At 68.0% G+C, this 20,714-nt stretch carries 21 protein-coding genes and 4 pseudogenes; 15 read left to right on the top strand and 10 right to left on the bottom strand.

Annotated features, from left to right (window positions below):
- Nucleotides 1-238 precede the first annotated feature (238 nt).
- Together ACFYZZ_RS10105 and ACFYZZ_RS10100 are read left to right on the top strand one after the other, a co-directional pair.
- The gene (locus tag ACFYZZ_RS10105) at nt 239-1,207 is read left to right on the top strand and encodes a TIGR01777 family oxidoreductase (RefSeq protein WP_389173412.1); all 969 of its coding nucleotides are present in this window, start codon (nt 239-241) and stop codon (nt 1,205-1,207) included.
- Nucleotides 1,208-1,529: 322 nt separating this feature from the next.
- Complete coding sequence (locus ACFYZZ_RS10100) at nt 1,530-1,781, top strand: transposase (RefSeq protein WP_389173710.1); 252 nt, start codon at nt 1,530-1,532, stop codon at nt 1,779-1,781.
- Nucleotides 1,782-1,985: 204 nt separating this feature from the next.
- Here ACFYZZ_RS10100 and ACFYZZ_RS10095 read toward each other — a convergent pair whose 3' ends face one another.
- Nucleotides 1,986-2,771, bottom strand: coding sequence for a hypothetical protein (locus ACFYZZ_RS10095; RefSeq protein WP_389173410.1), 786 nt, complete (start codon nt 2,769-2,771; stop codon nt 1,986-1,988).
- Between the two features lie 365 nt (nt 2,772-3,136).
- Here ACFYZZ_RS10095 and ACFYZZ_RS10090 point away from each other — a divergent pair, with 365 nt between their 5' ends.
- Together ACFYZZ_RS10090 and ACFYZZ_RS10085 are read left to right on the top strand one after the other, a co-directional pair.
- Entirely contained in the window at nt 3,137-3,298 is a 162-nt protein-coding gene (locus tag ACFYZZ_RS10090; protein ID WP_389173409.1) for a hypothetical protein, read from the top strand.
- Between the two features lie 308 nt (nt 3,299-3,606).
- The gene (locus ACFYZZ_RS10085; protein WP_389173407.1) at nt 3,607-4,482 is read left to right on the top strand and encodes a phytoene/squalene synthase family protein; all 876 of its coding nucleotides are present in this window, start codon (nt 3,607-3,609) and stop codon (nt 4,480-4,482) included.
- A gap of 72 nt (nt 4,483-4,554) precedes the next feature.
- Here the strand turns inward: ACFYZZ_RS10085 and ACFYZZ_RS10080 are convergent, their stop codons facing one another.
- Complete coding sequence (locus ACFYZZ_RS10080) at nt 4,555-5,031, bottom strand: hypothetical protein (RefSeq protein WP_389173405.1); 477 nt, start codon at nt 5,029-5,031, stop codon at nt 4,555-4,557.
- A gap of 35 nt (nt 5,032-5,066) precedes the next feature.
- On the opposite strand from ACFYZZ_RS10080, the pseudogene ACFYZZ_RS10075 reads away from it, so the two are divergent.
- From ACFYZZ_RS10075 to ACFYZZ_RS10055, 5 genes and pseudogenes are all read left to right on the top strand, one after another.
- Nucleotides 5,067-5,390, top strand: a pseudogene (locus ACFYZZ_RS10075) (transposase family protein); the annotation flags it as partial.
- Nucleotides 5,391-5,500: 110 nt separating this feature from the next.
- Complete coding sequence (locus ACFYZZ_RS10070; protein ID WP_389173403.1) at nt 5,501-6,760, top strand: cytochrome P450; 1,260 nt, start codon at nt 5,501-5,503, stop codon at nt 6,758-6,760.
- A 131-nt stretch (nt 6,761-6,891) separates the two neighbouring features.
- Nucleotides 6,892-7,899: an RNA-binding protein gene (locus ACFYZZ_RS10065; protein WP_389173401.1), complete on the top strand. Its 1,008-nt coding sequence runs from the start codon at nt 6,892-6,894 to the stop codon at nt 7,897-7,899.
- Nucleotides 7,900-8,097: 198 nt separating this feature from the next.
- The gene (locus ACFYZZ_RS10060) at nt 8,098-8,232 is read left to right on the top strand and encodes a hypothetical protein (protein ID WP_389173737.1); all 135 of its coding nucleotides are present in this window, start codon (nt 8,098-8,100) and stop codon (nt 8,230-8,232) included.
- Nucleotides 8,202-8,387, top strand: a pseudogene (locus tag ACFYZZ_RS10055) (transposase); the annotation flags it as partial. The gene ACFYZZ_RS10060 and the pseudogene ACFYZZ_RS10055, both read left to right, overlap by 31 nt.
- A 46-nt stretch (nt 8,388-8,433) precedes the next feature.
- Here the strand turns inward: ACFYZZ_RS10055 and ACFYZZ_RS10050 are convergent.
- Complete coding sequence (locus tag ACFYZZ_RS10050) at nt 8,434-8,847, bottom strand: winged helix-turn-helix transcriptional regulator (protein WP_389173399.1); 414 nt, start codon at nt 8,845-8,847, stop codon at nt 8,434-8,436.
- Nucleotides 8,848-8,939: 92 nt separating this feature from the next.
- Between ACFYZZ_RS10050 and ACFYZZ_RS10045 the strand changes: the two genes are divergently transcribed.
- Nucleotides 8,940-9,779, top strand: a complete 840-nt coding sequence (locus ACFYZZ_RS10045; protein ID WP_389173397.1) for an SDR family oxidoreductase — start codon at nt 8,940-8,942, stop codon at nt 9,777-9,779.
- A 243-nt stretch (nt 9,780-10,022) separates the two neighbouring features.
- On the opposite strand, the gene ACFYZZ_RS10040 is transcribed toward ACFYZZ_RS10045, so the two are convergent.
- From ACFYZZ_RS10040 to ACFYZZ_RS10030, 3 genes are all read right to left on the bottom strand, one after another.
- Nucleotides 10,023-10,505, bottom strand: a complete 483-nt coding sequence (locus tag ACFYZZ_RS10040; protein WP_389173395.1) for a GNAT family N-acetyltransferase — start codon at nt 10,503-10,505, stop codon at nt 10,023-10,025.
- Between the two features lie 32 nt (nt 10,506-10,537).
- The gene (locus tag ACFYZZ_RS10035; protein ID WP_389173393.1) at nt 10,538-11,536 is read right to left on the bottom strand and encodes a zinc-binding alcohol dehydrogenase family protein; all 999 of its coding nucleotides are present in this window, start codon (nt 11,534-11,536) and stop codon (nt 10,538-10,540) included.
- 123 nt (nt 11,537-11,659) lie between these two features.
- Nucleotides 11,660-12,097 carry an Rrf2 family transcriptional regulator gene (locus ACFYZZ_RS10030; protein WP_389173391.1) on the bottom strand — a complete coding sequence of 146 codons (438 nt, stop codon included), beginning with the start codon at nt 12,095-12,097 and terminating at the stop codon, nt 11,660-11,662.
- Nucleotides 12,098-12,628: 531 nt separating this feature from the next.
- Between ACFYZZ_RS10030 and ACFYZZ_RS10025 the strand changes: the two are divergent.
- Nucleotides 12,629-13,279 (top strand): annotated as a pseudogene (locus ACFYZZ_RS10025) (transposase).
- 126 nt (nt 13,280-13,405) lie between these two features.
- Here ACFYZZ_RS10025 and ACFYZZ_RS10020 read toward each other — a convergent pair.
- The 3 genes from ACFYZZ_RS10020 to ACFYZZ_RS10010 form a co-directional block, all read right to left on the bottom strand.
- Nucleotides 13,406-13,999, bottom strand: coding sequence for a GNAT family N-acetyltransferase (locus ACFYZZ_RS10020; RefSeq protein ID WP_389173389.1), 594 nt, complete (start codon nt 13,997-13,999; stop codon nt 13,406-13,408).
- Between the two features lie 277 nt (nt 14,000-14,276).
- Nucleotides 14,277-14,984 carry a hypothetical protein gene (locus ACFYZZ_RS10015; protein WP_389173387.1) on the bottom strand — a complete coding sequence of 236 codons (708 nt, stop codon included), beginning with the start codon at nt 14,982-14,984 and terminating at the stop codon, nt 14,277-14,279.
- A gap of 23 nt (nt 14,985-15,007) precedes the next feature.
- The gene (locus ACFYZZ_RS10010; protein ID WP_389173385.1) at nt 15,008-15,325 is read right to left on the bottom strand and encodes a hypothetical protein; all 318 of its coding nucleotides are present in this window, start codon (nt 15,323-15,325) and stop codon (nt 15,008-15,010) included.
- A 381-nt stretch (nt 15,326-15,706) separates the two neighbouring features.
- On the opposite strand from ACFYZZ_RS10010, the gene ligA reads away from it, so the two are divergent.
- The gene (gene ligA, locus ACFYZZ_RS10005; protein WP_389173383.1) at nt 15,707-17,791 is read left to right on the top strand and encodes an NAD-dependent DNA ligase LigA; all 2,085 of its coding nucleotides are present in this window, start codon (nt 15,707-15,709) and stop codon (nt 17,789-17,791) included.
- A gap of 462 nt (nt 17,792-18,253) precedes the next feature.
- Here the strand turns inward: ligA and ACFYZZ_RS10000 are convergent, their stop codons facing one another.
- Nucleotides 18,254-18,547 carry a hypothetical protein gene (locus ACFYZZ_RS10000; protein WP_389173381.1) on the bottom strand — a complete coding sequence of 98 codons (294 nt, stop codon included), beginning with the start codon at nt 18,545-18,547 and terminating at the stop codon, nt 18,254-18,256.
- A 107-nt stretch (nt 18,548-18,654) separates the two neighbouring features.
- Between ACFYZZ_RS10000 and ACFYZZ_RS09995 the strand changes: the two genes are divergently transcribed.
- The 3 genes and pseudogenes from ACFYZZ_RS09995 to ACFYZZ_RS09985 all read left to right on the top strand — a co-directional run bounded on the left by ACFYZZ_RS09995 (nt 18,655) and on the right by ACFYZZ_RS09985 (nt 20,139).
- Entirely contained in the window at nt 18,655-19,050 is a 396-nt protein-coding gene (locus tag ACFYZZ_RS09995; RefSeq protein ID WP_389173379.1) for a hypothetical protein, read from the top strand.
- Between the two features lie 160 nt (nt 19,051-19,210).
- Nucleotides 19,211-19,396: pseudogene (locus ACFYZZ_RS09990) on the top strand (transposase); the annotation flags it as partial.
- Between the two features lie 206 nt (nt 19,397-19,602).
- Nucleotides 19,603-20,139, top strand: coding sequence for a hypothetical protein (locus tag ACFYZZ_RS09985; protein WP_389173377.1), 537 nt, complete (start codon nt 19,603-19,605; stop codon nt 20,137-20,139).
- The last annotated feature ends 575 nt before the right edge of the window (nt 20,140-20,714 follow it).

The following is a 20,714-nucleotide window of genomic DNA, read 5'->3' as shown; positions in this document are numbered from 1 at the left end:
CCGCCACCTGACCACCCTCGCCATCACGCGATCAAACCAGACACACCCACTGAACGGGCCGCCCAGGGCCCCGCACGCCGATTCCCGGACGACGCGCCCTGATCAGACAGGTCGGCTGACGTCCAGCGTCATGCGCCACCCGGCGTGGCCGGCTGGGTATCACGGATCACACCTCTCAATTTTGAACGCGTTCAACTCTTTGGGCTAGGCTCGCCCCGAGACGAAGGAGGGGTAGCCGATGAAGATCGTGATTCCTGGGGGGACCGGACAGGTCGGCGCGGTCTTGAAGCGCGCACTCGACGCCGCCGGCCACGAGGTCGTGATTCTCTCCAGACATCCCAAGCGCGAGGACGAGGTCCTATGGGACGGTAGGACCCTGGGGCCGTGGGCGGCGGCGGTCGACGGCAGCGATGTCGTGATCAATCTGGCCGGACGCACTGTGAGTTGCCGATACACGGCGGCCAATCTGCAGGACATGATGGGCTCCCGGGTCGACTCCACCCGGGTCGTGGGCGCCGCGATCGCGGGCGCTGCCCGACCGCCCCGGGTCTGGCTGCAGATGAGCACCGGCACGGTGTACGCGCACCGCTTCGACGCCCCCAACGACGAGGCCACCGGCGTGATCGGCGGCACCGAAGCGGGCGTGCCGGACTATTGGGCGTACAGCGTCGATATCGCCAAGGCCTGGGAGGAGGCTCAGCAGCAGGCCGAAACGCCGGCCACCCGCAAGGTCGCCCTGCGCTCGGCCATGATGATGAGCCCGGACCCCGGCGGGGTCTTCGCCGTCCTGCTGGGACTGGCCCGCTTGGGTCTCGGCGGCCCGGTCGCCGGCGGAGCGCAGTACGTGTCGTGGATCCACGAACACGACTTCGTGCGCGCGGTGGAGTTCCTGATGGACCGGGAGGACATTACCGGGCCGGTGAACCTGGCGGCTCCCCATCCCTTGCCGCAGCGCGCATTCATGCGCACTCTGCGCTCCGCGTGGGGTATGCCGGTAGGCCTCCCTGCGACCAAGTGGATGGCCGAGGTCGGCGCGTTCGCTCTGCGTTCCGACACCGAACTGCTGCTGAAGAGCCGCCGCGTCGTCCCGGGCCGACTGACCCAGGCAGGCTTCGACTTCCAGTATCCTCAGTGGCCGCAGGCCGCCGACGACCTGGTGCGTCGGGTGCGCAAACGGGTCGGGGGCGGTTCTCCGGCACGCCGGTGAACGATCCGGGACGCCGGCCGATCTGACGGCCCCCTCGGGCCGTGGCCAGCTGCGCAAACCTCGCCATCGGAGCCCTCCGCATAGCAGGACACCGGAGTATCGCCGCCCCCTCCCCCACCACGCGCGCAACGCCACCCGCCCCCTGACCACCCTCGCCATCACGTCATCAAGCCGGACAGACCCACTGAACGACGCCGCCCCGGGGCGTGACCGGCTTGATGATTCGGCCGTTCTGGAGGGTGTGAGTCATCGACCGTGAATCGTGGACGACGGTTGTGGGCGCTGATCGAGCCGCTGCTGCCGCCGAGGCCGGAGAAGGCACCTGGCGCGGATACCGCTGGAGAACCAACTGTGCCTGCAGGGCATCTTGTACGTGCTCTACAACGACGTCAGCTGGCAACTGCTGCCTCTGGAGCTGGGGTTCGGCTCAGGGCAGACCTGTTGGCATCGGCTGGGCCGGTGGCACGAAGTGGGTGTGTTCGAGCGTCTGCACCAGATCCTGCTTATTGAACTGCACTCTGCCAGCGAGTTGGACTGGTCGCGGGCCTGCGTGGAAGCTCTCACATCCGCGTGAAGAAAGTGCGGGGTGCCGGGGCTGGACCGTCGCTCGCCGGTCGACCGCGGGAAGACGGGCAGTGAGCATCGTCTGATCTGCGACGGCAAGGGCACCCCGTTCAAGGTCATCACCACTGCGGGACCGAGTTGGTTCTGGCTCAGTCTCTGTGGTACGCGCACTCCGGGTGACGCGGTGACGCCCGGATACACTGCGGGACCCGAGTCAAAACGGCGGGTCTTCGACGTAGCCGCCCGTCCAGTGCTCGGCGATCCGCCGCCCATGGAATTCGCGGGCAGCAACGTCGTCGGCGTTTTCCAGGCCGCTTATGTCGTGGCCCCACGCCTCCATTGCCCCCAGGACTCGGTCGCGTTTGCGGCGGTCGGTGCTGGTGGTCAGCAGAGAGCGGGCATGGTCGGCCAGTTCACCTCGCTGTGGAGCAAGGACAGGATGCTCTACCAGGGGGATGGCGGCGACGAGGGCCGCCTCGCGTACATTCGCGGTGACGTGACCGAGGAGCGGGTGGACGGCAGAGTAGATCGCCGGGCGCAGGTCCCGAAACGAGCACATCTCCGGGTATTCGTCGAGATAGCCGTCGCCCCAGATGCGTTCGCCGATGGCGACGCACTCGTCGTTGGCGTCGTAAGCGGTGTTGCTGAGCCACTCCAGCAGTGCCGCGCGGGTGGGGTAATGCAATGCCGGGGCGGTGTCCTGGCCGAAGTCGCCCCTTTCGGTGGCCGGGTGGTTGAGGATGGCCGCAACGTACAGGGCAACGGGCACGGTGGCTTCGTAGATGGTGTTCTGGTGGATCACCGCCCGGAGCGCGTCAACCATGGCGGCCGCCCTGACGACCGGGTCGGTGTCCAGGAGGCGTGCCAGCGCCGCCGGCAGGCGTTCGCCCGTCCCAGACGGGGTCTCGAGGGAAGACCAATCCGTACCGTCCAAAAGCTCTTGATGGTGGGGGATTTCTGCGAGGTGAGGTTCGTCGCTCTGGCTGCGGCTGTTGGGCACAGGTGGAGGCTATAGCGTCCTGGAGTCAGCCTCGTGTGCGGCGTCATGCATGAGCACGACGCCATTCGCAGGAAATTGAACCCGGCTCGACCGGCGACTTCGTGCCCGCACTGGAGCAGTCCCTCGGCTCGACGGCCAGACTGTCGCCAGCCATCGCCGTCCGGCTCGCCCCCGCCGGGACCACCCCGACCTGATACCCAAACTCCGGTCCCCGGCCGACAAATCCGCGGTCGCGTGACCATCACGGCGTGCACCTTGGCTCACACACAGGCCTCGCCCCAGGCACCAATCGATCTGGCATCGCTCTTGGCTCAAACAGCTATAAACTCCCGCTGCACTTGCTCCACATCAGAGGGGGGATTCCCATGCGCGCACGTCTTGCTGTCCCGGCCCTCGCTGTCGCCCTGGCCGACGTCTTCTTCAGCGCAGCGACCGCTTCGGCGACACTCCTGTCCACCAACACGGCCCACCACTGCATCCACCACACCACCGGGGTGTGCGGCTGGACACACCATCAAAGGCCGTAGGACAAGTACGAAACGGCGAAGTGCAAGAACGCCTCCCTGTCGTACCCGCTGGCACTGGCAGGGCACCGCCCAGAGAAGGCAACCTGCCTGGGCTCACCGCCGGCCCGAGATCCAGAACATCCTGGGCCTCAAGGAATCAGCCCCGGTCAGCGAGGCAACGCGGACCTCCCCGCGCCTGATGCGCACGACCCCTGCGCCTGACCACTGACCGCCGCCGCATGAGCCAGGAACTAGCCATGACGCGAGGAGATCGTTCTGTGTCCCGATGGTCCGCCGCCCTGACCCAGGCCGGCGTCAGCGATCAGCGCATGCGGCGGGCCTACGACGTCCAGCGCAAGCTCGTACGGAGGTACCGCCGCGAGGAGTACCTTGCGACTCGCCTACTGCTTCCCGCCGAACTCCGCCCATACGTCCTGGCCGCAGTCGCCTTCATGCACGAAACGGACCGCCGAATCGACCTCGGAGACCTCAGTGCTCGCCACGAGGCCCTTCGCTCCTGGAACGGTGAGGTGAAGGCAGTCCTGGACGGCGCGATAACCGAGCAGGACACGCTCCGGGCCTTGGAAGACACAGTGCGGCGCCATCCGCAGATGGCCGAGCGCGTGCGCGACTTCTTGGACGGAACTCCCGTCGAGGCCGCCTGGCGCGGTTTCGAGAGCGAGGCCGAGTTGCAGACATACGTGGACTGCTACTCGATGCCGGCCCTGATGCTCACGGCCTGCCTCATCGGCCCGCTCCCAGGGGCTGAACAGTACGAGGCGTTCGAGAGGGGGTGCCGCCAACTCATCGAGGCGATGCAGCGCACCGACTTCCTGGCCGACTTGCCCGAGGACCTGCAGGAAGGGCACATCGGCGTTCCCCGGGACGAGCTAATGCGTCATGGTCTGGACGTTGAAGATCTTCGCGAACACCCCGAGGCGTGCGTACCTGCGATGGAGAGGGTGGTGAACGCCCAAGCGGCTCTTGCTGATCACGTGTTCTCGCAGGCACGGGAGCTGCCCTCACTCGTGGAGCCGCAGTATCGCCCGTTCCTGCGCGCCCTGATCGCCGTCCAGACATTGCGCCTTCAGGCAGTGAAGGCCGTCGGCGGCTCTGTCCTCAAGAACGGGGCGAGCCCAGCCACTTCAACGACTCTGGAGATCCTCTGGCAGGAATACCGGGCGTTCAGGAAGCATCAGCGCTGAAGGCTTGGAAGCTGTGCGTTGCTCTGCGCACGAAGGACTGTCCCGTAAAGATCTTCAGGGCTCGGCGGTGGGCTACCCCATGACTGCTCGGGCCGTGTCGAGGAACGCCAGCCGGTTGTCCTCCAGGTAGTCCCGTACGCTCTCGCCGTCGGGTAGGCCTTGCCATACCGTCCGGTTGAGGTCGAGGAAGTACGCACGTGCCGCGTCATGCACCGCCAGAGGGAACTGGATGCGGATGAGCCGCTCGGCAACCCATAGCCTGTTCATGGCATCCTGGGTCTTGAGGTACCAGGGGTGGGTGTCGTCGAACTCGGAAGGCCGGCTGAACGCGGAGCGTTCGGCCTCGGCCGCCACCTCGATGAACCGCTCCAGCAGCGCCAGTCGTTCCGCGCGCCGAGCCTCCGACAGGGTGTTCTGCTGCCGTTGCTGTTCGGCGCGTTCCGCTGACAGTTGAGTCCTGTGCTGGACGAGGTAGGACAGCATGCCGCCGAGGACAACGCCGCCCAACGATATGAGTGACACCCAGACCTGACCTGACATGGTGGTCATCGTGCCATGTGGTCGATCTTTGGGACGATCACGCTGTGGCTGGTGTGATCACGGCGTCCGAGCCGTCCTGGATAGCCCCGTTCACCGGGCTGAGCCCGCGCTTTTTCGGCAAGTTGGTGACAGTGGTGCGTCGCGAGAGCGCGAACGAGACACGGCGCGGGCGTCCATGGCTCCTGCCGCTGCAGGACCGGGTGCTGCTCGTCGCGGCCTACTGGCGCACGAACTTGACGATGCGCCAGCTCGCCCCGCTGTTGGGCATCTCCAAGTCTGCGGCCGACCGGATCATCAACTATCTCGGCCCCAAGCTCGCGCTCCGGCCTCGCAAGCGGTTCGCAAAGGAGGCCGTGCTCATCGTGGACGCCCCGAGAGCGGGCCCCCGGCCGCGGCGTCGGCGGGACGGACTTGTACAACCGGCCCTCGACACCGCACTGTTGGCCCGGTATTCGTCCATACGGTCAGGAGTCCCAGCTTGTCCTCCCCCAACCCCACCCCCGCTCCCGCGCCCGTCCACGTCGTCGACCCCGCCGGCGGCTGCCCGCACGCCCTGAATGCCGACCTGCGGGCCCTGGGGCCCGTTGCGGACATCGTTCTGCCCGGCGGGGTGCCCGCAGCGGTCGTCCTGGGGCACGACGCGCTCAAGGAGTTCCTCTCCCACCCCGACGTGGCCAAGGACGCCCACCACTGCCCGGCCCTGAACGACGGCACGATCCCCGCGGACTGGCCGCTACGGGTCTTCGCCAACGCCCAGGGCATGCACACCGCCGACGGCGCCGACCACCGCCGGCTGCGCTCCCTCGTAGGCAGCGCCTTCACCGCCCGCCAGGTGGAGCGGCTGCGGCCGCGCATCGAGGAGCTGACTGCCGGCCTCCTCGACGATCTGGGCCGAGCCGCCGCCGAGGACCCGGACGGCATCGCGGACCTCCGCACCCACTTCGCGCTCCCGCTCCCGCTGAGCGTCATCTGCGAGCTGCTCGGCGTGGACCCCGAGCACCACGGCAGGCTCCACGACCTCACCTACACGGTGATCATCGCCACCGACACCACCCCGGCAGAGGTGATGGCCGCCGTACGCGAGCTCGTCGAGCTGCTCGGCACGATCGCGGCCGACCGCCGGGCCGCCCCCGGCGACGACCTGACCAGCGCCCTGATAGCCGCCCGCGAGGACGGCGGCGACCGGCTCAGCGAGGCCGAACTCATCGGCACGATGCGCCTGATGCTGGCCGCCGGCCACGAGACCACCCTCAACCTGATCAGCAATGCCGTACGGGCACTGTGCACCCACCGCGACCAGCTGGCGCTGGTCCTGGATGGCAAGGCCACCTGGTCGGACGTGGTGGACGAGACGCTGCGCTGGGACGGACCAGTCAGCTGGTTCCCCTTCCGTTACCCCACCCGCGACCTGGCCCTCGGCGGCACCGTGATCCCGCAGGGCACCCCGGTCCTCGCCGGCTACACCGCCGCCGGGCGCGACGAGGCCGTCCACGGCCCGGACGCCGACCGCTTCGACGTCACCCGGCCCGGCGCGGCCCGGCACCTCTCCTTCGGCCAGGGTGTGCACTATTGCGTGGGTGCCCCGCTCGCCCGCCTCGAGGCCACGATCGCCCTGGAACGGCTCTTCGCCCGCTTCCCGGACCTCGACCTCGCTGTCCCCGAGGCCGAACTGCCCCGCCAGCGCAGCTTCATCGGCAACAGCGTCGAAGCGCTCCCGGTCCGCCCGGTCCGACGCTGAGGCGCGGCGTAGCGCCGGATTCCCGGATCTGACCTCGGCTCACCAGGCCCCACGCTGAAGGGCATGACGACACCCCACTCCACCGCTGAGGGACTCGGTGTGGTGTCGAGCGTGTGCGGAAGTATGGGGCCGTGCTGACCTACGTGTACCGCGTCACCAAGTACGACCCCGCTGACCGCGACGAACATGGCCACTACACCGGTCCTGAGGACACTGTCAGCGACCACGGCGAGATCGAGGCGGCCTATCTTCAGGCGGTCGCGGCATTCGCCGCGGACACCGGCATCGATCACCTGGTCGTACGCGAACCGCAGGTTCCCTCCCTCGCGTTCTTCGGTGTCGAGCCTCCGGCAGACGGTTTCGGACTGGACGGGCTCTTCCGAGCCGGCCAGGCCGGTTTCCACGACGGGGCACAGGTGCTGCTCGATATCGCGCTGGAGCTGGTGCGGGTCATGCTGCGCGACAGCGGTGCCTGGTGCCGACTGGAGGCGGAGGACACGTTCGCGGTCCACGTGGGGTGGGACCAGTACCTCTACGTCAGCAGTAGCCGGCCTTGCGAGGAAGCGCTGGCCCGCACCCGCGAACTCGGGCTGTTCCCAGAACGCCTGGACGCCTCCCCGTACGCATTCAGTTCCGAGGAGGAAGAGCAAGACATCCAGCGGCCCGGAGATGATGACTTCTGGGCAGATCTGCACAGGGCAGTCGCCACCGGCCGCGCAGGAATCCTGGAAGAGATGTATCTCGAAGGCGTCTCACGATGGCACCACCTCACCAGCGACGCCATCGGCCTGGTTCGCGTTGGACTGGCTCCCCGGGCCCGTCTCGCTGTCTGGCCACCCCTGTCCACCGACATCGACGCCGTCCTGAGAGCCTTCCCCGCCGATGGCCTCGTCGAAGCTCTGTGGCAGTACGACGACGGCCTCATCCACAGCGCCATCGCCGACGAGGAGGAGTTCCCGGAACTGACCGCCCGGATATCCAGTGCCCGCGCTGCCGCACTCCTGCCTGTATATGCCGGTGAACGTGTGCCTCTGTGCACCGCTGTCATGCCCGACAACGACGGCGTCCTACGAGCTCGTTGGCGAACCGAGCCGACGCCAAGCGACCGAGACTGGGCACTCCGTCAACCCAAAGGGTGAGCCCTCCGACCAGGTCGATGGGGCCCCGCGCCGAGCGTCGGATACCGTCCCTTTGGCCAGGGCATCTGCCGGGTGCCACGACCGAGGCCGAGGGGGCCGGTCGTCTCCGGTGATTCCAGTGGCGTCGTTGCGCGCCTTGTTGAAGCCCTCGTGCACGGTCCTGATTGCGAGCGAAGTGGGCTCCTTCAGGGCCGTTCCATGCCTGTGACATGGGCCCGGGCTTTCTTCGGTCTCAAGCCCCACCGCGCCGAGTCGTTCAAGCCGTCCACCGACCCGTTCTTCGTGGACAAGGTCGACGCCGGGAGATCCCGGTCGGCCTGGATGTGCACCTGATCGTGGACAACTACGGCACCCACAAGACCGAGCCGATCCGCAAGTGGCTGCCAGCCCACCCGAGGTTCCACCTGCATTTCACCCCGACCGGCTCGTCCTGGCTGAACTTGGTCGAGCGGTGGTTCGTGGAGCTGACCTGCGAGAAGCTCAAGCAGGTCCTCGACAGCCTCGCCGGTTACTGCCACGCGCCAACGTAGGTCACTAGACCACGCTGGATTCGCCTTCGAGGCCCACCACTACCGCACTATCCGGGCCACGCGACGGTAGCCGCTGTGTGATCCGGTTGAACAAGTCCGTCAGCGGCTCGCTGACGTCCTGACCGAAGTCGGACAGCCCGTAGGTGACCTGGGGCGGCGACGTAGGCTCTACCTCCCGCCAGACCAAGCCGTCCTGGACCAGCGCGCGCAGGGTCTGAGCGAGCATCTTCTCGCTGATGCCCTGGATGCTGTCGCGCAACTCGTAGAACCGAAGATCGTTGTTCCGCAAGGAGATCAGCACCCAGATACCCCACCTGCTGGTCACGTGATCGACCACGTCACGCGCGGGGCAGTCGGTGTGAAACACCTCATATCGATGGCCCGCCTCGGCCTGCGTCAGCTGCGTGCCTTCCCTCATGTCCGGAGCTTACCTCTGGGTATGTTCTTACGAAAAGTAAGCCCGCCTCCTAGCGTCAATTGCCGCAGTGCACAACGAACTAGGAGCTGAACATGATCGTGGTGACCGGGGCTACCGGGAATGTGGGCCGGCCTTTGACGCAGGCCCTGGCCGACGCGGGCGAGCAGGTGACGGCGGTGTCGCGGCACGCGGTGGCGATGCCGGACGGAGTCCGGCATGTGGCGGCCGACCTGGCCGAGCTGACAAGCCTCACACCCGCGTTGGACGGGGCGAAGGCGCTGTTCCTCCTGCTGTCCGGCGACCTGCACGCCCCCGAAGCCAGGCCGGCCGACATCATCGGCCTGGCCGCAGCCAGTGGGGTCCGCCGGATCGTCCTGCTGTCTTCGCAGGGCGTGGCGACCAGGCCGCTCGGCCCGTCGCGGGTCGCGATGCGGGCGGTGGAGGACGCGTTGCGGGAGTCCGGCCTGGACTGGACCGTCCTGCGACCCGGCGGTTTCGCCTCCAACGCCTTGGCCTGGGCGGAGTCCGTCCGCACGCAAGGGACGGTCGCCGCACCCTTCGGCGACGTAGGGGTGCCGGTCATCGACCCTGCGGACATCGCCGAGGTCGCGGCGGCCTGCCTGCTGGACGACCGGCACACCGGCGGGGTGTACGAGCTGACCGGGCCGGAGGTGATCACGCCGCGTCAGCAGGCGGAGGCGATCGCCGCCGCGCTCGGCTCGCCTGTACGGTTCCACGAACTCACCCGCGACGAGGCCAAGGCCACGATGACCAAGTTCGTGCCGGTGGAACTCGCCGACGACACCCTGGACATCATCTCCGCCCCGAACCCGGCCGAACTGCGGATCAGTCCGGACGTGGAACGAGTCCTCGGCCGCGCCCCGCGCCCCTTCAACGACTGGGTCGCCCGCAACATCGCCGTTTTCCGCTGAGGCACAACTCAGCTGAAGCACCCGGGCAGCCTCGTGCGGCTGCGGCCGCATGAGGCTGCCCACCTCCGTACTGCCGCTGTCGTCGGCGCGCGAGGTGCTGGGCCGCGCAGGTCTGGCGTCGCGATGGTGAACGGAGCTAATTGCACTGGTGACAGCGTCAGCGGCAAGACGCCGCCAGGCACACCGAGGGCAGGCTCGAAGACCGACTGGCTTCCGCGTGCGCCTTGCGCGGCCCATCAGGGGTCAGCTGGCCGGCGGTGCCGTGATCAGGTCCATGCCCGGGTAGTGGCCGGTGACGAAGCCTGCGGCTTCGTAGACCGGCTTCCCGGCCTTGCTGGCGTGCAGTTGGATGTAGTGGAGGTCCGCCTCGTGGAGCCAGCCGACCAGTTCGTCGACGATGCGGCGTGCGTGGCCGCGGCCGCGGGCCGGGGCGTCGGTCACGATGCCGTCGAGGTAGCCGCGGCGCCCGTCCGGCCAGCGCGAACCGGGCAGATGGTAGGTGACCCAGGCCATGCCGCAGGCGAGGAGAGGCTCGCCGGGGTCGCCGCCGACGACGAGGCAGACGCAGTCGTCGCGGCGGTTGATGCGCTCGTCGAACCAGTCGCGGGCGATCTGCCGCCACGGTGCGTCGGCCGGTCCGGGATCGGTGCTCAGGCTCTCCAGCGCGACGGCGCGCAGCCGGATCAGTTCCGGTATATCTGCTGTGGAGGCCTTGCGAGGCTGCATGTCGTAGCTCCCCCTTGCTGTTTCGGCCCGGTTCAGCGGGCCATGGTGAGCAGGACGCGGCCGAAGGGCCGGTCCTCGATCAGATGACGCTGCGCTTCGGCCGCCTGTTCCAGTGGGAACACGCGGGCGATGGCGGGGGTGATGCGGCCCGCGCGCAGCCATTCCAGCAGGGTCACGCGGGCGGCGCGTGCCACGTCCGGCGGGGTCATCGTGAACGTGTAGCCGTAGGCGGTGGCGTTCTTCCACATCAGATCGGTGATGTTCACCGTGCCTTCGACGCCGCCTGCGTATCCGACGCCGACGTAGACGCCGCCGTGAGCGAGAGAGGCGATACAGGGACCGAGGAGCGGACCGGCGACGCCGTCGACCACGACGTCCACGCCCCTGCCGTCGGTGATGCGCGCGACGCCGTCGGTCAGGGATTCGCGGGACAGGTCGATGACGTGCTCGTGGCCGGCGGCACGGGCGGCTTCGGCTTTGTCGGTGCGGCTTGCGGTGGAGACGGCCAGGGATGCGCCGAGTTCGCGGGCCACCTCCACGGTGCCCATGCCGACGGAGCCACCGATGCCTGGCGCCAGGACGGTACCGCCGGCCTTCAGCCCGGCAAGTCGGGTCAGGACGAGGTAGGCGGTGCTGTATCCGGCACCGGCGAACAGCGCGCAGGCGGCCTCGTCGCTCACCCCAGCGGGGATTGGTATCAACTGGTTGGCGTCCGCGGTCAGTTGCTCGCGCCAGGTGCCGTCGGTGCGCCAGCCGAGCCCGCCGCCGCCGACCACGACGCGCGCGCCCTTGGGCAGGCCGGTCGCGCCGGGGTCGGTGATCCGCCCCACCGCGCCGCCGCCGGGTATATGGGGCGGCGTCTGGTGCAGGGAGGGGTCCATCCGGCCTGCCCTGATGGTGTTGTCGGCCGGACTCACTTCGGCGTAGGAGAGCCGGATCGACGCCCGGCCGCCCGTGGCCGGTTCGGCGGGACGGTCCACGAGCCGCAGTTCGTCGTAGCCGCCGTGGCGCCGGTACTCGATCGCCCGCATGGCGTTCCACCTCCGTATGTCGGATCACGGGCCGTCCGGCGACCCTTGATGATCCAAGTCAATGAAACAGGTTCTGTTACAACTTCACGCAAGGGCGAGCCCCGCCCGGCACCGCTCGGCGGTTCAGCCGGAGCGGGTGGCCAGCGTGTCCCGCAGGACGTCCGCGATCGAGACCCCCGCGAGTTCCCGCCGGACGGCCTCCTCCGCGTCGACGTAGACGCGGCGCAGCGCGGGCTGGATGCCGCGGCCGACGGGGCATGCCTGGTTCGGTTCGCCGCGATGCAGCGCGAACAGGGGCTCGTCGTGCACCGCGCCGTAGACGTCGAGAAGCGCAATGGACTCCGGGTCGCGACCCAACGTCCAGCCAGCCCCCGCGCCGTGACGGACCGTCACCAGGCCCGCCTTCCGTAGATCGGCGAGGCTGCGCCGGATCACGACGGGGTTGGTGGCCACGCTCGTGGCGATCTGGTCCGAGGTGACCACATCGCGCCCGCGGCCGTGCACCAGGGCCATCCAGGTCAGCACATGGACGGCAACCGTCATCCTGCTGTTCGCGCTCACGTCCTTCACCCCCTCGCTGTAACCATAACAGTTACAGCAGAGCTTCGGCCGGGGGTTCGGGTGGTGCTCATCGAAAGAACAACGAAGCGCCCTCAGAGCAGCATTCGGCGTCAGCCAGTTCCTGGCTCAGTCGTCGGACCAGCGTGCCGGAGGCTGCATCGGCGTCCGGGACACTGCTGGTCGCCACTCCCGCCCCGCACCTTCGCGCGCGAGGCAGAGCCTCCACCTGGTGGCGTACGTCGGGTGTGGGTAGATGAAGTCGGTGGAGATACCGGCCGCAGCAGCCAGGCCAGGCCCTTCATGGTGATCCGAGTTCCGTCCTTACGGGCTTGGTCGACGTGTTGCTGCGGCGCCCAGGCTCCGCGGGACGGGACGATGGTGCCGTCGTCGCGGCGGACGGCGTCGATGGCGTCGATGGCGTGCAGGATGCCGGTGATGACGGCCATGAGTCTCCCCCGAGAGTGTCCCAGGTTCCGACCATGACCGTGTCCAGAACTCCGTTCAATCTCACGAGGATTCCCAGGACGCATCATGCCCCGAGGGCCAACGCCGGATCGATCCTCGATGCACAGACCAGACCGTCGGCCCTCCTGCGGTGCAGAACAAGCCTGCTCGCTGACAACGACATCATCCGCCTGGACGCCGACCCCCGTGGGGCGCAGTACGGCTGGGTCTCCGAGCCTGTTCCGGGCTGGCGAGTGGCCCCGGCTCCACGAGCCCCTCCTCGCGAGGCTCCGCAGCGCGAACGCTCTGGACTTCTCCCGGGCGGCGGTCGACGGCTCGCACTTCCGGGCGCTAGAGGGGAGATCCAAGGCGTGACGAAGCCCTGTCGATCGGAGCAGGTAGGGCAGCGCTCGAAGCGGTGCCCTCGGTACACGGTAAGCGCGGGCGCCCCCGGCGCCGCCCGGACTTCGTTCTCGCCGACAGCGGCTACGACCACGACAGGTACCGCCGCCTTGTCTGGGACCTCGGTGTGAAGCCCGTGATCGCACGACGCGGCATCGAGCATGGCTCCGGGCTGGGCACCCAACGCTGGGTCGTCGAGCGCGCCTTCGCCCACCTCCACTGGTTCCGCCGCCTGCGGACCCGCTCGGAGTTCCGCGACGACAACCATGAAGCTTCCTCACCCTCGGTTGGGCCCTGACCTGCTGGAGGCGTCTTGCCGCGCCACGACCGCAGTGATCTACACGAACTCCTCGGCATGCCCACCCATGCCCCGGCCATGAACGTCACCCGTAGCCGTCTCGGACGCCTCACCCGTCAAGGCTTCCTCACTCAACCCGGGCGCGGCCTCTACCAGAAACAGACTTAACGCCGCTCTTCGCGGGCTGGAATCGGCACAACCGACGGCCGCCACTCTCGCTTGATCAACCCGAACACCCAAGAGTCGGAAACCTCGCCGTTCACGACGCAGTCCTCCCGCAACGTCCCTTCACGCACGAATCCGATCTTCTCGAGGACCCGGGCAGATGCCACGTTGCGCGTATCGGTCTCGGCCTGCACGCGATTCAGGTCCAATGTGTCGAACGCCCATCGCAGCAAAGCGTGCGCGGCCTCCGTCGCGAAGCCGTGGCCCCACATCGCATCGCCGAGGCAGTAGCCCAACGACGCGCTGCGGTAGTCCGGGTTCCATCCGGTCAGACCGCACCAGCCGACGAAGGCCCCGTCAGAGGCACGGTCGATGGCCACCCGCGCCCCGGTGCCTTCGTCCGCCATCTTCCGGCACATCGTGATGAACCGCTCGGCGCGAGCCCGTTCGGTCCACGGCGGGGAATCCCAATAGCGCAGCACGTAGGCACTGCTGTGCAGCGCGAAGAGGGGGTCCGCGTCGGCGTCGGTGAAGGGGCGCAGTCGCAGGCGAGCGGTGTGCAGTACGGGGGTGGCCAAAGTCACGCGCATCATCTTGTGTCCTCACGGGGCGGCCAGAACACCGGATATCCGATCCCGGTCCGGCCCCCATGACCAAGGCACCGCCTACCAGCAGATCGTGCATGCCTTCAACCAGCACCCCGACCAGGCATTCAGGGTCTGCGAACGACACGACTACTCGGCCTGCCCACCGATGGCCCAGACATGAACGTCACCCGCAGCCGTCTCGGGCGCCGAGGCCTCCTCGCCCAACCCGGACCAGTCCACTATGAGAAACGGACTTAACATCCTCTTAATGCACTGGAGCCAGTCAATGCACGCGATCCCCGCACTCCGCCGGAAACAGCAGGGCGCCTGGGGGCAGTTCGCCCGGATGCCGGGCGATCACCCGCAGGCATGCTTCGAGAGAGCCCTCCGCGGGCGGGTATTCGAGGGTGAGTTCACTCAGCACGGTGATGACACCCTCGCGATGCATTTCCGCAGCATGCACGCCGTCGGGGAGACAGCCGACCAAGGTGCCGAAGGCTGCCGTGTCACTGCTGTCGGCGACGCACTCACGGATCTCGAAGCGCCAGTGCGCGGCCGCGTCGGCCAGCAATGACTTGCCCTTCTGGCCCAGCCCGACAAGGAAATCGGCGCGGGCTCGCAGATGGTGGGCGATGGCACAGCAGATGGGAACCGCAGTGCCGTCAGGAGCCACCACCCGCGTGTACCCGGCATGCGGATAGCACGACAGAGCCTCATCAAGCAGCCCCAACGCGGCGTCCTTTGCCGCCGGGTGACCCTGCTGGGCGATGTCCAGAAGAAGCGGGGCCGCAACCACAGCCGCTGGGAACACAGCGGCACTGTGGCCATGAACAATTCCACCGCCGCCGAGCCGCGAGCCGGCCTTCGCCGCCTGTACCAGGTTCGCTGCCTCGGCCAGGGCACGCAGACCACGGGCGGCACGATCAGGTTCATACCAGTCGGGATGGCCCGGTATGGAAGCCCAGTCCACCGCGTCGATCTCATCCAGCACAGCTGCATCCTCGCATGCGGCCGCTACCCACCGTCCAAGCCCCAACGCGGTTTTGAAGTCATTTCGTAGTGGTTCCAAGAGGCCTTTTCCTGGGTGTGGTGCTCGGCGAAGTTCACGACGCAGGCCAGGATGAGCAGCCTGTTGACACGGTCATCGTGGATTGTGGCGGTGCATCGTGCACGGACTCCACGGAGACGTGTCAGTTCGAACCCGGCGGATTCCGGTGACCGGAAGTCGAGGCGGGTGGTGAAGGCGAACTCGCTCGCCGGCACCGCGAAGCGGTTTCCCAGTCTGGAGTCGCGGCGCAGCTTGGTACCGACACCGACCGACTCGCCGGTCAACTCGCCCAGTCCGTCCTGAATGACGGTCCACTCGCCGTCACGCAGCGCCCACCCATGCGTGCCGACCCTTCCGAGCGGTAGGCGGTCGGCCGACCTGACGCCGAAGTTGGTTACACAGCGGGCAAGTCGGTCGAGCCCGGGGCGCCAATGCACACGCGATATTCGCTCGAGCTGCTGTACACGGTGTCCTTGGGCGTGCGGGCGACCGGAGCCTGCTGTCCGTCAACGTGAAACTTCGGCTTCAACGGACCCGAGGTCCGCCTCGACGCGGGAGCTGCGGCCTCGTAGCGTGCGAGATCACGCCCAACTCGAACAAGACCTCAGGCGGGTGACCCGGCGCAGCCGGGCCCATTGTCAGTGGTGGGCGGCAAGATGCCGGACATGACAACTTCTGCAGCAGTGATCGTGGACGCCGCCGCCTACGCACAGGCCGTCGAGGATGCGGTGGGTGCGTCGGCCGCCTACTACGCAGGCGGGACCTCGCCGCTGGACGACGACGCCTACGACCGGCTGGTCCGGGGGATCGCCGCATGGGAGGCCGAGCATCCGGATCTGGTGCTGCCCGAGTCCCCCACAGGGAAGGTCGCCGGCGGCGCCGTCGAGGGCGATGTGCCGCACACGGTCCCGATGCTCAGCCTCGACAACGTGTTCTCTGCGGAGGAATTCACCGCTTGGACGGCGTCTTTGGCCCGCCGCATCGGGCGTGATGTCACTCGGTTCAGCGTGGGACCGAAGCTGGACGGGCTGGCGATCGCCGCGCGTTACCGCGGCGGTCGCCTCACCCAGCTGATCACCCGCGGGGACGGAACGGCCGGAGAAGACGTCTCGCACGCGATCGGCACCATAGAGGGGCTGCCTGAGACATTGGCCGAGCCGGTGACCGTGGAGGTGCGCGGCGAAGTTCTCATGACTAATGCCCAGTTCGAGCACGCCAACGAGGTGCGCACGACACAAGGCGGACAGCCGTTCGCCAATCCCCGCAACGCGGCCGCCGGCACGCTGCGAGCCAAAGACCGCGCCTACACGGTCCCGATGACGTTCTTCGGCTATGGCCTGCTGCCGCTGCCCGACACAGACCCAGCCCTTGCCGAGCGACTGAATGCCTCCGCACACAGCGACCTGATGCATCTGGCCGCCGAGTTCGGCGTGCACACCAGCGCCCGGACCGCGGTCCCCGACGTCGTGGCCGAGTCCCCCGAGCAGGTCCTGGTCCACATCCAGGAGATCGCCACTGCGCGTGCCGAGCTGCCATTCGGCATCGACGGCATCGTCATCAAGGCCGACCTCGCCGCCGATCAGCAGGCAGCCGGATCCGGCTCGCGCGCACCACGGTGGGCGATCGCCTACAAGCTGCCGGCCGTGGAGAAGATCACCCGCCTGCTGGAGGTGGAGTGGAACGTCGGCCGCACCGGTATCGTCGCGCCGCGCGCGGTCCTCGAACCGGTCGTGATCGACGGTTCCACCATCACCTACGCCACCCTGCACAACCCCGCCGACATCACCCGCCGCGGCCTGCTCCTGGGCGACCACGTCATGGTCCACCGCGCCGGAGACGTCATCCCCCGCATCGAGGCCCCAGTCACCCACCTGCGCACAGGCGGCGAAAAGCCCATCGCGTTCCCTGAGCAGTGTCCACGCTGCGGGTCCGACATCGACAAGAGCAAGGAACGCTGGCGGTGCGTACAGGGCCGCAACTGCCACCTGGTTGCCTCCCTCGCCTACGCCGCCGGCCGCGACCAGCTCGACATCGAGGGACTGGGCACCACCCGCATCGTCCAGCTCGTCGACGCGGGTCTGGTGACCGATCTCGCCGACCTGTTCACCCTGAAGCGCGAACAGCTGCTCGACCTCGAGAGGATGGGCGAAACCAGCACCGACAACCTCCTCACCGCGATCGCAAAGGCCAAGCAGCAGCCGCTGGCACGGGTGCTGTGCGCGCTCGGCGTCAGTGGCACAGGCCGGTCCATGTCCCGGCGCATCGCACGCCACTTCGCCACCATGGACAACATCCGCACCGCCACCCCTGAAGCGATGCAGCAGGTCGACGGCATCGGAACTGAGAAAGCCCCCTCGATCGTCACAGAGCTTGCGGAACTGGGACCGCTCATAGACAAGCTCGCCAACGCCGGAGTCAACATGACCGAGCCCGGCGCCACCCCTCCCCCAGCCGGCACCACCGTCCCCGACGGCTCGGCCGCCGCCCCAACAGAGCCAGGCCCCCTCGCGGGAATGACCGTGGTGGTCACCGGCGCGATGACAGGCCCCCTGGAACAACTCTCCCGCAACGAAATGAACGAACTCATCGAACGAGCCGGAGGACGCTCCTCCTCCAGCGTCTCCAAGAAGACCACCCTCGTCGTCGCGGGCGACGGAGCTGGTTCCAAGCGCGCCAAGGCCGAGCAACTCGGCATCCGCCTCGCCACCCCGGACGAGTTCGCCACCCTGGTTGCCGGCCTCCTCCCCTGAGGCCTCAGGCAGGCGTGGATGTGACTGGGAGTGAGGTCACGTCCAGCGTGCAGGTAGGTGCCGTTGCCAGTCTGCTGCATCGCTGCGGCCCGGATACGTGAGGTTGTCCGGAGTCCACGCGGCATCCCGGGGACAGGCCGCGTACGGCGGCGCGTTGCCATCGCCGCCACCGGCGGTGGCCGGTGATGTTCCCGTGGAGGGTGAGACCGCCCTGCTGCCCCGGCCTCGGCCGGAACAGCAGGGCGGTCTGAATCTGTGGCCACTCCAAGACGCTGTTCGTCCTCATGAAGCTGTCCTACTCGCCCTTGCCGCTGTGGCCACCGCCATCTGCCCCCGCCGCTTCCGTACTCGCCATGGCCTCGCACTGTTCGGCACCCCGGCGGCTGCGACGTGAACGCCCGCCGCCTGCACCAAGACCCCCGGCACCTTCTCGCCAGGCGCGGCTCCGTCCGGTGCTTCCGCCTACTTCTCTCTGTTCGGCTTCATTGAGCATCGCTCGGCTGAGTCGGAGAGAGCGGTGCACCACTTCTGGGCGAGTTCAGCCTGCGCGCCCAGGATCCCGGTTGGCGGGAGATGGCGACGGGCGACGGCGATGAAGTTCCCTTGTGCTGCAACGGCTCGCCCTCGAAGATCCAGCCAACTCTCCTTGCAAGTCAGACCCCGCCGAACCGCAATGTGAAACCGCCAGGTCTCCTCATCAATGGCGTGTGCGGCTTCCGCGATGCCTTTGCTGACGACGAGGTTGATGACACCCATGGCCTCGTTCCAGGGGCGCCAGTCGACCGTGCTGGGGGCCAGGACACCTTGGGCGTTTCTCTTGGATCACTGTCAGGGTGTTCAGTGGGCGGCCATAGGGTGGCCTGATGTTCGATCGGTTGGAGATCACGGTGCTGCCGCCGGGACCACGCTTCCCTGCCCAGCTGCGCTTCTGGGTCAACGGCCAGGACGTGGTGGAGCAGGCGGTGGGCCCTGGGGGCCGTGGGCCTCTGGCAGTGGAAGCGTTGCCCATCGGGCTCCCCAGCTCGCTGCGGGCGACGTCTGAGCCGCGCCGTGTGCAGTTGGGCGAGCCGGAGTGCACCGGGGGGTGCTGCGGCTTTCTCTCCGTGGTTGTGCAGCGAACGGGGAATGTCGTCCAGTGGTCGGGCTGGCAGGTTCCTCACAAAGCGGGCCAGCTGCTGGAATTCGACTTCTTCGCGAACGAGTACGACGCAGAGGTGGCCCGCGCTGAGGCAGATCCCGGGTGGCGGCTCTTGGCATGACTTGGCGAGCCGACCTGGAAGAAGCGGTGCGACTGTTCCCCTGCCGGCGATCGGATCGTTGGTCCGGGCGTGGCGTTAACGATGCGCAGTGGGCGCGAATCGAGCCGTTGCCACCAGACAGATCTCCAGGTGGGGTGGGCGCTGACGGGATCAACGGCAGGTCATCGACGCGATCGCGTGGAAGTTCCAGACCGGCTCGCAGGGGGTGCAACTACCGCGCGAGTACGGAACCTGGAAGGGCGTCTACACGCGGCTGCGGAACGGGGCGATCGACGGCACCTGGGAGCGGGTGTTCACCGCCCTGCTCGTCCAGGCCGATACCGAAGCGACCTGGACTGGGTCGTAGCAGTCGACTCCACCATCGTCCGTGCCCACCAGCATGCCGCCGGGGCCCGCGAAGAGGGGCCCCGGCAGGCGAGACGGCCGACCACGCCATCGGCCGTTCTCACGGCGGAGGTGAGCCGGGACGGTGTCATCTCGTTGATCAACGGAGGTGAGGACGCCAGGAGCGCAGTACGAAGTGTTGTCAGTGCTCGCTCATAGGATCACGGCATGCCTGATGCCTTCACCGTCTTGTGGACCCATGACACGTGCCGTGCCCTGCGCAAGGGGGGTCGCGTCGGTAAGCGGCCGCCGGTCGCTTTCAGCGGTGTCCATTCCTCCCTACCTGCCTGGTCGGGTGCCCGTGCCGGGGATGAGGTGTACGCGCTGCACGTGAACCGGCGCGTCGTGTTTGTGGTGAGCCGGATGCGGGTGATCGACATGGAGCGGCGCGACTGCTGCGGCGCCGTTCCCGTGTCGTGGCAGGATCCCGCGTTTCCGGGGCACGGCGACTGGTCGATGCTCGGTGCCGGGGGCTGCGGCGCCGCTGCGGTGCACGTCGACGCAACGCCCGTACGCCTTGACGTGCCGATACCCGGGGACCTTCTGCCGGAGCTCACCTGGCAGAACCGTCGAGGCCACACGCGTGGCCTGAAGTACGTGGTCGATGGCCGCCTCGAGCGTTCGATCAGCCTCCAGGGGTTCTACCGTCTGACCGCCGAGTCGGCTGACGAGTTGGCGAAGGTCATCAGCAATGCTGCCGCTTGATGCCGACGCGAGGTTGAGATTGAGCGGATGCCTGTGCTGCCTATCGGAATGAGGTCCTCCCCGCATGAGCGGAGGGCGAGCTGAGGGCTTCAGGTGCGGCAGCAGTGGCTGATCGTCCTCTCCGTGCAGCGGGAGGCAACGCCTTCGGTTACGCAACTCTCACCGACGCCCGGGCCTCGGCCGGACGGACGGGCGGACTGTCGTCGCTCCCACGTACTTGTGGACAGCGTGGAGTTCGCCCAGGAGCTGGCCAAGCAGGATTCCGGCATCGCGGCGGCCCGCCGCGCTCGCGGCCTGCTCGGCGGCCTCAACGGTTCTGCTACCGGGCGCCGCGGGCATGCCTCGTGCCCGGCGTCGGCCTCCGCCACAGCCTCTTCCGACCCCAGCAGCCCGCGCAACGCCGCCTCGCGCCAGCAGAACTTTGCTTCGCAGGACCCTCCCCAAGAGCGTCACGCTCGTCGGCCTGCGCCAGGACCGCGCTCAACGAGGCGCCGGCACCGGCGATCCTCCTCAAGCTGATGCGGCTCTTCGAGATCACCGCGCAGAGTAGTTCCCGAACAGTGCGCGGGTGCTCA

It is taken from the genome of Streptomyces sp. NPDC001816 (assembly GCF_042892235.1).
In the GTDB taxonomy this organism is placed as follows: Bacteria; Actinomycetota; Actinomycetes; order Streptomycetales; family Streptomycetaceae; genus Streptomyces.
Note: the sequence above shows the minus strand (reverse complement) of the source record. Positions and strands in the feature narration are given on the sequence as shown.